Source organism: Ruegeria sp. AJ12 (genome assembly GCF_056536245.1).
In genome coordinates this window covers 1,462,338-1,473,555 of the sequence record NZ_JBQFJJ010000001.1, presented here as the reverse complement: position 1 = coordinate 1,473,555, position 11,218 = coordinate 1,462,338, and the positions used below count along the sequence as shown (strand labels likewise).

Annotated in this window: 11 protein-coding genes; 7 read left to right on the top strand and 4 right to left on the bottom strand. The window is 58.4% G+C overall.

Going from position 1 to position 11,218, the window contains the following annotated elements; translation table 11 throughout:
* On the top strand, positions 1-387 hold the full coding sequence (locus ACR3E0_RS07475; RefSeq protein WP_480477666.1) for a Na+/H+ antiporter subunit G: 387 nt from the start codon (positions 1-3) through the stop codon (positions 385-387).
* 5 nt (positions 388-392) lie between these two features.
* Complete coding sequence (selD, locus tag ACR3E0_RS07470; RefSeq protein WP_480477664.1) at positions 393-2,552, top strand: selenide, water dikinase SelD; 2,160 nt, start codon at positions 393-395, stop codon at positions 2,550-2,552.
* Here the strand turns inward: selD and mnmH are convergent.
* Both mnmH and ACR3E0_RS07460 read right to left on the bottom strand, forming a co-directional pair.
* Positions 2,543-3,595: a tRNA 2-selenouridine(34) synthase MnmH gene (gene mnmH, locus ACR3E0_RS07465; protein ID WP_480477662.1), complete on the bottom strand. Its 1,053-nt coding sequence runs from the start codon at positions 3,593-3,595 to the stop codon at positions 2,543-2,545. The two genes, selD and mnmH, sit on opposite strands and share 10 nt — an antisense overlap.
* 22 nt (positions 3,596-3,617) lie before the next feature.
* Positions 3,618-4,307: an SOS response-associated peptidase gene (locus ACR3E0_RS07460; protein ID WP_480477660.1), complete on the bottom strand. Its 690-nt coding sequence runs from the start codon at positions 4,305-4,307 to the stop codon at positions 3,618-3,620.
* Between the two features lie 5 nt (positions 4,308-4,312).
* On the opposite strand from ACR3E0_RS07460, the gene ACR3E0_RS07455 reads away from it, so the two are divergent.
* Complete coding sequence (locus tag ACR3E0_RS07455; RefSeq protein ID WP_480477658.1) at positions 4,313-6,004, top strand: tetratricopeptide repeat-containing sulfotransferase family protein; 1,692 nt, start codon at positions 4,313-4,315, stop codon at positions 6,002-6,004.
* Between the two features lie 54 nt (positions 6,005-6,058).
* Here the strand turns inward: ACR3E0_RS07455 and ACR3E0_RS07450 are convergent, their stop codons facing one another.
* The gene (locus ACR3E0_RS07450) at positions 6,059-7,636 is read right to left on the bottom strand and encodes a bifunctional metallophosphatase/5'-nucleotidase (protein WP_480477656.1); all 1,578 of its coding nucleotides are present in this window, start codon (positions 7,634-7,636) and stop codon (positions 6,059-6,061) included.
* A gap of 108 nt (positions 7,637-7,744) precedes the next feature.
* Here ACR3E0_RS07450 and ACR3E0_RS07445 point away from each other — a divergent pair, with 108 nt between their 5' ends.
* Genes ACR3E0_RS07445 through arsC form a run of 4 tightly spaced genes read left to right on the top strand, consistent with a single transcriptional unit; the run spans position 7,745 to position 9,904 of the window.
* Complete coding sequence (locus ACR3E0_RS07445) at positions 7,745-8,083, top strand: DUF952 domain-containing protein (RefSeq protein WP_480477654.1); 339 nt, start codon at positions 7,745-7,747, stop codon at positions 8,081-8,083.
* Positions 8,080-8,511: a DUF1330 domain-containing protein gene (locus tag ACR3E0_RS07440; protein WP_480477652.1), complete on the top strand. Its 432-nt coding sequence runs from the start codon at positions 8,080-8,082 to the stop codon at positions 8,509-8,511. Before ACR3E0_RS07445 ends, ACR3E0_RS07440 begins: the two co-directional genes overlap by 4 nt.
* Complete coding sequence (locus tag ACR3E0_RS07435; RefSeq protein ID WP_480477650.1) at positions 8,508-9,566, top strand: quinone-dependent dihydroorotate dehydrogenase; 1,059 nt, start codon at positions 8,508-8,510, stop codon at positions 9,564-9,566. The genes ACR3E0_RS07440 and ACR3E0_RS07435 overlap by 4 nt, the downstream gene beginning before the upstream one ends.
* Complete coding sequence (gene arsC / locus ACR3E0_RS07430; RefSeq protein WP_480477648.1) at positions 9,563-9,904, top strand: arsenate reductase (glutaredoxin); 342 nt, start codon at positions 9,563-9,565, stop codon at positions 9,902-9,904. The genes ACR3E0_RS07435 and arsC overlap by 4 nt, the downstream gene beginning before the upstream one ends.
* Here the strand turns inward: arsC and ACR3E0_RS07425 are convergent.
* A complete protein-coding gene (locus ACR3E0_RS07425) occupies positions 9,901-11,217 on the bottom strand; it encodes an MATE family efflux transporter (protein ID WP_480477646.1) in 1,317 nt (438 codons plus the stop codon). The two genes, arsC and ACR3E0_RS07425, sit on opposite strands and share 4 nt — an antisense overlap.
* Position 11,218 lies beyond the last annotated feature (1 nt).

Sequence of the window (11,218 nt, the reverse complement as noted above, 5' to 3'; positions counted from 1 at the left end):
ATGGAGTTTCTGTTCGAACTGCTGATTTCTGTCTTTCTGATCGTCTCGGGCATCTTTGGTTTTGTCGGCTCCTTCGGGATGATCAAGCTCAAAGACCCGATGTCCCGCCTGCACGCGCCAACCAAGGCCACCACCTTGGGTGTCGGCGGCGTTTTGCTGGCCTCGATTTTCCACTCGGTCCTGATCGAGGGACAATTGTCCCTGCATGAGCTGCTGATCACGCTGTTTCTGTTCCTGACCGCGCCGATCACGGCCCTGTTCATTGCCAAATGGCACATTCACCGTCATGAACAGCCCGATGATCTGCCAAATGCAGGCGAGGACGAGCTTTGGGCCACCCATGCCGTCGAGCAGGTCGAAGACGTCCCGGACCACAGTACGAACTGACCCTGATGCATACACCTCCGCTGCCACTGACCCGCGACCTGGTTTTGATTGGCGGAGGTCACACCCACGCGTTGCTGCTGCGGAAATGGGGGATGACCCCGCTGCCGGGCGCACGCGTGACCATCATCAACCCCGGTCCGACCGCGCCCTATTCCGGCATGCTGCCCGGTTTTGTTGCCGGTCACTACCGGCGCGACGAGCTGGATATCGATCTGATCAAGCTGGCCCGTTTTGCCGGCGCGCGGGTCATCTTGGGCGCTGTTGACGGGATCGACACGGACCGTCGAGAGGTTCATGTACCCAGGCGACCACCCATTGGGTTTGATGTGGCCTCGATCAATATCGGCATCACGTCGGACATGCCCTCCCTGCCCGGATTCTCAGAACACGCAGTTCCGGCAAAACCACTCGGTGCCTTTGCGGCGCGATGGGACGCGTATCTGAAGATGGCCGGGCCTGCCGCGGTGGCCGTTGTCGGGGCTGGTGTTGCCGGAGTGGAACTGGCCATGGCCATGGCACACGCGCTGAAATCAAGGGAACGGGCGGCGACCGTAACGCTTATCGACAACTCAAAGGCACTGACAGCGATCAGTCGCAAGGCCGCGGCCACTATTCTCCGCACCTTGTCCGCCTTGGGGGTAACCGTCCTCGAGGAGGTTCAGATAACGCAGATTGCTGAGGATCATGTGGAACTGTCGGATGGCCGCCGGATCCCGGCAGAATTCGTAACCGGGGCAGCCGGAGCAAGACCTTATGAATGGATTTCGAACGCGGGTCTGGATCTTCAGGACGGTTACATCCGTGTGAACAGCCATCTCCAATCCAGCGATCCTACGATTTTTGCGACAGGCGACTGCGCGCATTTGACGGAGAACCCACGCCCAAAAGCGGGCGTCTACGCCGTGCGCGAGGCGCCTGTACTCTTTACCAACCTTCGCGCTGCGTTGGGCGCCGGGGAAATGCGACGTTACACACCGCAAAAGGACTATCTCAAGCTCATCTCACTGGGCGGCAAATCCGCCTTGGCCGAGCGTCTGGGCACGTCTTTCAGCGGTCCGTTGATGTGGACATGGAAGAACCATATCGACCAGTCGTTCATGAACAGGTTCCGGGACCTGCCGCAGATGAAACACCCCCCCTTACCAAAGGATCATGCCGCTGGCCTGCGCGAGGCCTTGGGAAACAAACCCATGTGCGGCGGTTGCGGGGCCAAGGTCGGGCGCGCAGCCTTGCAGTCGGCTGTGCGACCTTTGCCACAGCCGAAGCGGTCCGATATTCGCCCCTTGCCCGGCGACGATGCCGCCGTGCTGACAAGCGGAGACATGCGACAAGTGATCACGTCGGATCACCTGCGCAGTTTCTCCAATGATCCGGTGCTGATGACGCACGTCGCCGCGGTGCACGCCTTGGGAGATGTCTGGGCCATGGGGGCAGAGCCGCAGGCCGCAACTGCGACAATCATTCTGCCCCGAATGTCACAAGACCTTCAGCATCGAACACTGTCCGAAATTATGGCGACTGCAAACAAGGTGATGCGCGACGCTGGCGCTGACATCGTCGGCGGGCACAGTTCGATGGGGGATGAATTGACCATCGGGTTCACTCTGACTGGCCTGTGCGCTGGCGAACCCGTCACTTTGTCGGGCGGGCGGCCGGGCGACGTTCTTTTGCTCACCAAACCCTTGGGCAGTGGCGTGATCTTGGCGGCCGAGATGGCCAGCCTTGCCAACGGGGCCTGTGTGTCGGCTGCCTATCGGCAGATGATCACACCGCAAGCGGAGGCGTCGCGCTTTTTGGCGAACGCACATGCGATGACAGATGTCACCGGGTTTGGCCTTGCCGGGCATCTGTTGGGCATGTGCGACGCCTCGGGCTGTGGTGCGACAATCGATTTGGCAGCTGTTCTATTGATGCAAGGCGCACGTGAACTGAGTGACCTTGGTGTCCGGTCCACACTATTCGCCGACAACAGGCGTCTTGCCCCAGACTTGCCCGACACAGGCAAAGCCGCCTTGCTGTTCGACCCGCAAACCGCCGGAGGCCTGCTGGCCGCGGTCGAAGCGGATCAGGCCGAAACCCTGCTGAGCCAACTGAGTGGCGCGGGTTATCCGGCAGCGCTCATTGGTCGGCTAACCGAGGGGTCAGGGGTGCAGGTTCAGAGTTGATCCAGCAATAGTTTGATATGTTCAGCCGCATCTGACAGGCCTGCGCCATTCAGATTTGCAACGTTGATCTTTGCCAGTGTTTTGACCTGCCGAGCTCGCCGCGACTTTTCGTAAGCTGGATCGTAGTGCTGTTCCATCAGGGCGCGCGCGAATGCTTGTTTGTCTCCTGCGGCGATCAGGTGAATCCATCCATCCACAACCTCATGCCCCCGGTGAACCCGTAGCGGCGACAGGCGATCGCACAGACGGCCGCCGTCCGAGAGAATGTCTTGGTAAGCCTGGACCAGATAGGCCGAGCGCACCTCGATCGGTGCAGCAATCTGAACCCGAGGCGCTGCGCACATGGCGGTCCACAGACCGGGCGGCAGGATCAGATTACCGATTTTGGACGATTCCGCCTCGACCACGACCGGCCGTGACACGTCCAACGCGCAAAGCGCTGCGGACAACGCCGATTCAAAGGATTTCTGGCTGGGTTGACCGCCCGGCATCTCGCCCAGCAATGACCCCCGGTGGTTGGCAAGGCCTTCCAGATCCAGGACCTGGACGTCAGATGATCTGAGATAAGACAGCAACTCGGTTTTGGCGGTACCTGTATACCCATCCAGCGCGACCAGTTGATGCGGCAAAGGCGTGTCATACAGGTATGACTTCGCCAAGCGACGGTAGCTTCTGTATCCGCCGTCGACAAATTCAGCCCGCCATCCGATCTGTTGCAGCATCCACGCAAAGGATTCCGACCGCTGCCCGCCGCGCCAGCAATAGATCAGCGGGCGCCAACTGCCGTCGTGATGGCTGAGACTGTTTTCAATGTGGCTGGCGGCGTTCCGGAACACCAACGCGGCACCCAGCTTGCGGGCCAGAAACGGACTTTCCTGCACATAGATCGTGCCGACTTTGGCGCGCTCTTCATTGTCCAGAACCGGCAAGTTGATCGCGCTCGGCAGATGGTCCTCGGCAAACTCGGCCGGGCTGCGCACGTCAATCACAGTGTCGAATTCATGCGCATACAGTTCAGACAGATTTGAAAGCTTCAGGGACATGCCAGCGGTCTAGCTTGCACAGTCAGGCAAGGGAAGTTCTTCCATGCTGGCCCTCCAACGCTTCTATCAGTTCCGGTCCAACAGCACGGTTCGAATTCACCGCCTCACCAACCCTGTAAAAGGCCAGCACGTCCTCGGCCCCCGGCCGCATCAAGCGCGCAGCGCCTTTGCCCGCTTCTCCGAGCCAGAGCGGCCAGTCTTCGGGCTCCAGGATCAGAGGCATGCGGTGGTGGATCCCACTCAACCTTTGATTGGCCATCGTTGTTACGATGGCACAGGTCCCGTAGCATGCCGCGTCAGACCCCCAGTCCTGCCAGATACCTGCAAAGGCAATGGGCGCGCCGTCCTGCCGGTGAATGTACCAGGGCAATCGAGTGCCTTGTTCCGTCTTCGTCCACTCATAGAACCCGGTTGCCACAATTAAACACCGGCGTTCGCGGCAGGCAGACCGAAAGGCCGGTTTCTCCGCGAGTGTTTCGGCCCGGGCGTTGATCAGCAGCGGCCCGGCCGTTTCGGTTTTGTACCAATGTGGTAGAAATCCCCAACGCAATGCGTCCAACCTGCGTCCTGTGTCGCCCGCCCGCACCACATGCACCTGATTTGTCGGGCAAACGTTGAAATTCGGAGGTCCCGACAAGTCATTCGCCGGTCGCGCAGCAAACAGCTGGGCCATCGCGTCATTTTGAAGGGTTATTGCAAACCGTCCGCACATGGGTAATGAACCATCGACAATTGTTTCTACAGGCACAGGGTCCGATGGAGTATCAAACGGCAAAAACCCTAAAAAGCAAGGCAGTGGCTTTGTTGGAGTCAGGCAAACTGCCGCAGGCGCTTAAAAAAGCGCAGCTTGGCATCAAAAAGTTCCCCAAGGACTCGGATTATCACGCAATTGCTGGTTTTGTGCTGACCGAAATGAAGAAGTACCAGCAGTCTATTCCACATTTCGTCGAAGCGGCCCGTATGAAACCGGACGACCCACAGTTTGTAGAAAATCTGGCGAATGCTCTGATGCAAACCGGGCAGGTTCCACGTGCGCTTTCATATGCAGAAAAAAAACTTGAGGAGTTCCCAAACAACAAAGAGCTTATTCGGGTTGTCGACGAGATATCGCTAAAGGGTCAGAATTGGCGGTCCATTATCGATTATGTAACACGCAAATTGAAGATTGACCCAGAAAACGCTGAATTGCTCTCAAGTCGTGCGCGTGCATATGGTCGCATTGGGTTTGTGGAGGAGAACACGCGCGACATTTCTCTGGCTTTCGACCTTGATCCTGAGAACCCGGCAGTTGCCTTTTCAAAATCACTGAACCTTCACCAAAGTGGAGACAAGCACGGATCCGTTTCGATATTGCGTTCGATACTGGAAAGCCAACCGCACCATAAGGGTGCTTTGTTGCAACTTTCCACAATGGTTAACAAAACAGAAGCTCCCAGGCTACTAGAAGTAGTCGAGGAAGCTATCGGAGAAAGCGAAGACGTATTGGTTGAACTTGAGTTTGCAAAAGCTCATCTAACCTCGAAAAGCAGGGGGCTTGAGGCGGCCCTGCCACAGTTTTTTCGCGCAAATGCCGCCCAACATGACCCGAACCCCTATGACTCGGCTGCAGAAGAAGTGAAGTTCCAAACGATTTCAACGCTCTTCCAAATAGGCAATACTGCCGAAAATACCACTGCCGTAGAAACGCCGCTTCCAATATTCATCATCGGACAGCCAAGATCAGGCACAACCCTTCTGGAAATGATGCTGAGTTCGGCCCCCAATATTGCTGGATGCGGGGAACTCACTTTGGCAGCCGATCTTTCCGGCGAATATAGAAAGGGCGCTAGGGAATTTGACGCAGTCGCGGCAAGAGATTTTGCGATAGACTTCCGCGAACTCATGCCACCGATCCCAAACGGTTCAATCGCTTTCGTCGACAAGATGCCGCACAACTTCCAACGCGTCGGATTCATACTGGCAGCCTTTCCCAACGCGAAGATCATAAACATGTTACGGGACCCGCGGGACGTGGGCCTGTCCAAGTGGATCAGGCGGTTCCCGGCCGGCGGAATGAATTATGCCTCTAACCTCGAGTCGATTGCACATTCTGCGAACCTGTACCGTCGGTATATGGCGCATTGGGATGCTGTATTCGGCGACCGCATCCTGACCGTTCAGTATGAGGACCTTGTTGCCGATCCAAAGACGTACAGTCAGAAGGTCGCGGATTTCTGCGGAATCGAATGGCAAGAAAGCATGATGCACCCGGAAGAGAACAAGAAACAGGTGCGCACAGCCAGTATCGATCAGGTTCGCAAAAAGATCTCGACAAAATCCATCGGTGGATGGCGCGAGGTGGCTGAGCACATTCAACCCATGCTGGATGGGTTCGACCCCGCCTTGTGGCCGGAATACGATTTCAGCTGAGCAACACCCCAAAAGCCACGTCAGAGCGGCGCAGCTTTTGGGGAATGCAGCCCGTCATTTCTGTTTGATACGACCGTCAAGGTAAGGCTGGTACGGAATGTTCTCGGCCAGATACTCAGCTGTGACATCTGCCAGATCAGGGCCGAAATCGTAGGCATTTTTGTCGTCACCTTCGAACATTTTGTACCCGTCTCCGCCGTTGCGAACATAGTTGTTAGTTACGACAAGATACGTCGCAGCGGGATCGATCGGCTCGAAACCGTCTCCGCTGGCCACCATAACATCGCTGACACGGCCTTCGTTCGGCGCGACAGACGCGTCCCAAGTGAACGTCATACCAGCCACCTGCGGGAACCGTCCTTTGACTTCCTCGACCTGACTGACGCCGTTCTCCAACGCATCGATGATGCCCTGCCCGCTGATCTCGAAAGTCGACAGCGTGTTCTGGAACGGCAGCACGGTCAGCACTTCGCCCATGGTCACGTCCCCCGGATCGATCGATGCCCGCAGCCCGCCCGAGTTGGCAATGGCGATCTGCACACCCTGATCCGCAACGCGCGCCAGCATTGCGTCGGCGACCAGATTGCCCATCTGACATTCCTGTACCCGGCACACCGCGCGGTCGCCTTCGATTGCTTCGGCGGTGTTCGCCACCACCTTGTTGCGGATTTCATCCAGCGGAACGGCGAGTTCGGCAATACGGTCCAGTGCGGCCTGATCCTCGGTCACGGTATTGTCCATGATCAGCGGCTCACCTGCCGCCTCAACCACGTTGCCATCGTCATCAAAGGTCACATTCAGTTCGCCGAGGAATTTCCCGTAGGCGTAGGCCTGAACGATCTGAACTCCGTTAACCACGGTCGGGTATGGCCCTGCGGCCTTATCGGACGTGTTGGACAGATAGGTGTTTGAATGGCCGCCGACGATCACGTCAACGCCGGTCGTCTCCTGCGCGACACGCTGATCCACCCCGTAGCCCGAATGGCTGAGCACGATGATCTTGTTGATCCCTTCACCCGTCAGCTTGTCCACTTCGGCCTGTACCGCGGGCACGGGATCGGAAAAGGTGATGTTCGGACCGGGTGAGGCGAGCTCATCCGTGTCAATGGGTGTCAGTCCGATCAAGCCAAGCTTTTCCCCGCCAACCTCAATCACTGTGGATTTCTTGATTTTGTCGGTCAGCAGTTCTTCGTCGCGGATATCGGCGTTGGACATCAAGACGGGAAAATCAACGGAATCGATAAACCCGCGCAACACTTCGGGCCCGTCGTCAAACTCGTGATTGCCCACGGTCATTGCGTCATAGCCCAGTTTGTTCATGAACTCGGCCGCAACCTTGCCTTTGTAGTAGGTGTAGAACAACGAACCCTGGAACTGGTCGCCCCCATCCACGAGAATCGAATTCCCCGCCCGGCTGCGAGCGTCTTGAACCGCTGTGACAAGGCGCGCGGATCCACCAAAGCAGTTGCCTTCGGCATTGTCCTCAGCGCTGCAGCCGCTGTCATACTTGTTGATCGGCTCAAAACGGGCGTGGAAATCATTGGTATGAAGAATAGTCAGTTTGTAGTCAGCTACCGCTATACCAGCGGTCAATGCCAATACTGCGGCGGAGGTCAGAAAACGGGTTAACATTATGATACTCCCTGATGATGTTTTCTATAATCGTGCGCTGGCCAAGGAAAAGAGTCAAAGGGGGAAATCCGGCTTGATTCCCTTGATCGCTCGGGGCATCACGGCCTCATGCTGATTTACAAGATTTTCCGCCCGGGCGAATGGGCTGATCTGCAGGCCAAAGGCGCCTCGGATGGCGCACCGATTGATGTAGCGGACGGGTTCGTGCATTTCTCAACTGCCGAGCAGGTAGCCGAAACGGCGGCCAAGCATTTTGCCGGGGTCGACGGGCTAACGCTTGTGGCGTGCAACACCGACTCGATGGGCGAAGACCTGAAATGGGAAATGTCGCGCGCAGACGCCCTGTTCCCGCATCTTTATCGCCCGATCCGGATGACGGATGTAATCTGGTCACGCCCCCTTCCGCTGGTAGACGACACGCACGTTTTCCCAGAGGAGATGGTATGACCGCATATATCGACCCGGAGCGCGCGCAGTTTGAAGCCTTTAAGGGTCTGGATCGGGATCAGCCGATAGAAATGCTCAATCTGGTAAGGTTTCTGGATCAGGCAGAATACCCGGCAGATCACAAACTCGCCGGGGCCGGTCTGAGCGGGGCTCAAGCCTATCGGAATTATGGCGCTGAGACCGCACCCATCATTGCCCGGTTGGGCGCATCGATCATCTGGCGTGGCGCATTTCAGACCACGTTGATCGGACCCGCAGATGAAACCTGGGATGAGGTTTTTGTTGCACGCTATCCCAATGCGCATGCGTTTCTGGAGATGGTGACAGACCCGGCTTACCGCGCGGCGGTGGTGCATCGTCAGGCCGCCGTAGAAACGTCACGCCTGATCCGGTGCGGATCGGCACAGGGCGGGGCATCATTCGGATGAAACTGACCGAACGGCTTGCGCTGGCCGCGCTGCATCGACTGGACCCTGAAACCGCACACGGACTGTCCCTTAAGGCGCTGCGTGCCGGGCTTGCCCCTGCATCGGGCCCGGTCACGTCACCGCGCCTTCGCACGCAGATCGCCGGCCTTGACCTGCCAAATCCCGTTGGTCTCGCCGCCGGGTTTGACAAGAATGCCGAAGTTCTAACGCCCCTGTCACGAGCCGGGTTCGGGTTTATCGAGGTGGGCGCCACAACTCCTCGTCCGCAGCCCGGAAACCCAAAACCGCGCCTTTTTCGGCTGACCGAGGACAAGGCGGCGATCAATCGCTTTGGGTTCAACAACGAAGGTATGGGCGTCGTGGCCCGACGATTGGCCGACAGGCCAAAAGACGCAGTCATCGGTCTGAACCTGGGCGCAAACAAGGACAGCGATGACAGGTCCGGGGATTTTGCAACGGTTTTGGCGCATTGCGCCGCGCATCTGGATTTCGCCACCGTCAACGTGTCCTCGCCCAATACCGAGAAACTGCGCGATCTGCAGGGCAAGGCCGCACTTGGCGCGCTGCTGTCGCGCGTGATCGAAACCCGGGACACGCTGGAACGGCCGATCCCGATCTTCTTGAAAATCGCACCTGACCTTTCGGAATCCGAACTGGCGGACATTGCCGAGGTCGCAAGCGACGCGCGCATCGACGCGATCATCGCCACCAATACCACCCTCTCGCGGGACGGTCTGCTCAGCAAACATAAAGATGAGCACGGCGGCCTGTCCGGTGAGCCGTTATTCGAGAAATCGACACGTGTCGTCGCTCAACTCAGCAAGCTGGCCGGGGCCGGCATCCCGTTGATCGGTGTCGGTGGCATTGGCAATGCTGAGCAGGCATATGCCAAGATTTGCGCCGGTGCGTCAGCGGTGCAGTTTTACACCGCGATGGTCTACGGGGGTCTTTCTCTGGCGACCGAGATCGCGCGAGGGCTTGATGCTCTGCTGGCTCGAGACGGATTCAACTCGGTCGCCGAGGCCGTCGGCTGCAAACGAGAGGATTGGCTGTGATCGACTACTGGCACAACCCCCGCTGTTCCAAGTCGCGCGCAGGGCTTGCCCTGCTGGAAGAACGTGGTGCTGAGGTGAAAATCCGAAAGTATCTGGAAGACACACCGTCAGAGCAGGAATTGCGCGAGGTATGCGCAATATTGGGGCTGCCGGGCATTGCGATAATGCGCACAGGTGAAAAGCGGTTCAAGGAACTGGGTCTGACCCGGACCACATCCGAAGACGACCTGTTCCGTGCCATGGCCGGGAACCCGGTGCTGATCGAACGCCCCATAGCAATCTCCGGCAACAAAGCTGCAATTGGACGCCCACCGGAAAACCTGCTTGCGCTGATCTAGCCAATTTGCGCTTCGAGCCTGGGATAGCGCCACCCCATGGTTATGCCGCGCGTGAGGTTCAGGACCATCAAAGCCGCCCAAAGTCCGTGATTGCCGAAACTGGGCACCAGAATGAACAGGGCGACAACGTATATGGCAACCGATTGTAACATCGCATTCCGCATTGCCCGGGTCCAGGTCGCGCCTATGTAGATGCCGTCAAACATCCAACTGGCCACACCGATTACAGGCGCTATCGCGGCCCAGATCAGGAACTCGCGCCCCGCTACGCGAACCTCGGGCGAAGTGGACATCAGATCAATCAGGGCTGGACCGGCAACAAAGAACACGGCACCCAGCAGGATTGCCCCGCCAACGCCCCATTGCGATGCCATGATCGACGCGCGCCTGACCTGGTAGCGGTCGCGCGCGCCTACGGCACTTCCCACCAGTGCCTCGGCGGAAAAGGCAAACCCGTCCAGCGCAAAGGCGGTGATCTCAAGAAACTGCAGCAACACCTGATTGGCGGCCAGGTTGACGTCACCCAGATCCGAGCCAACAAAGAGAAAGGTCGTGAAGGATCCGGTCAGCAGGACGGACCGGATCATGATGTCTGCGTTCACCTGCATCATCCGACGCAGGCGTTCCGTGTTGAAGATAACCGGCCAGTCGCGCCACTGACGGCCCCGGAACGCGTCCCCGCACAGCCAAAGGCCCAGCGCCAGCCCCGTCCATTCTGCGATCAACGTTGCGATCGCAACCCCTTCGACGCCCCATCCAAGTCCAAGAACGAACCACAGGTCCAAAACGATGTTCAGACCGTTCATCCAGATCTGCAGAACAAAGACACCGCGCGTGCGTTCAACCGCGATCAGCCATCCTGTCACCGCATAGAGCGCGATCGTGGCCGGCGCACCCCAGATGCGGATTTCCAGATACGCCCGCGTCAGCGCCTCGACCTCTGGGCTGGCTGGCGACAGCGCGAATACCCCAGCGAAAACCGCGACCTGCGCAGCAATCAAGACCAGCCCGGCCGAACCGCCGAGCAAAAGCCCTCGCATCAACAGGGCTCGGGTTTCTGCCGCGTCCCCGGCCCCTCTGGCCTGTGCTGCCAGACCGGTTGTTCCCATGCGCAGAAAGCCGAAAATCCAGTAGATGGCAGACAGCATGACCGCGCCGATGCCAACAGCGCCAATCGGAGCCGCCTGCCCCATCTGGCCCACCACCCCAGTATCCACAGCGCCGAGGATTGGCACCGTGGCGTTCGACAGAACGATCGGTACGGCGATCTTCAGCACCCGCCTGTGCGTGATGGGCGCTGAGGCGTCGTGCATG

Coding starts and splice junctions, on each gene's coding strand:
- ACR3E0_RS07460 (WP_480477660.1), bottom strand. CDS start 4,307: ATGTGCGGACGGTTTGCAATAACCCTTCAAAATGACGCGATGGCCCAG.
- mnmH (WP_480477662.1), bottom strand. CDS start 3,595: ATGTCCCTGAAGCTTTCAAATCTGTCTGAACTGTATGCGCATGAATTC.
- selD (WP_480477664.1), top strand. CDS start 393: ATGCATACACCTCCGCTGCCACTGACCCGCGACCTGGTTTTGATTGGC.
- ACR3E0_RS07450 (WP_480477656.1), bottom strand. CDS start 7,636: ATGTTAACCCGTTTTCTGACCTCCGCCGCAGTATTGGCATTGACCGCT.
- ACR3E0_RS07445 (WP_480477654.1), top strand. CDS start 7,745: ATGCTGATTTACAAGATTTTCCGCCCGGGCGAATGGGCTGATCTGCAG.
- ACR3E0_RS07440 (WP_480477652.1), top strand. CDS start 8,080: ATGACCGCATATATCGACCCGGAGCGCGCGCAGTTTGAAGCCTTTAAG.
- ACR3E0_RS07425 (WP_480477646.1), bottom strand. CDS start 11,217: ATGCACGACGCCTCAGCGCCCATCACGCACAGGCGGGTGCTGAAGATC.
- ACR3E0_RS07435 (WP_480477650.1), top strand. CDS start 8,508: ATGAAACTGACCGAACGGCTTGCGCTGGCCGCGCTGCATCGACTGGAC.
- ACR3E0_RS07475 (WP_480477666.1), top strand. CDS start 1: ATGGAGTTTCTGTTCGAACTGCTGATTTCTGTCTTTCTGATCGTCTCG.
- ACR3E0_RS07455 (WP_480477658.1), top strand. CDS start 4,313: ATGAACCATCGACAATTGTTTCTACAGGCACAGGGTCCGATGGAGTAT.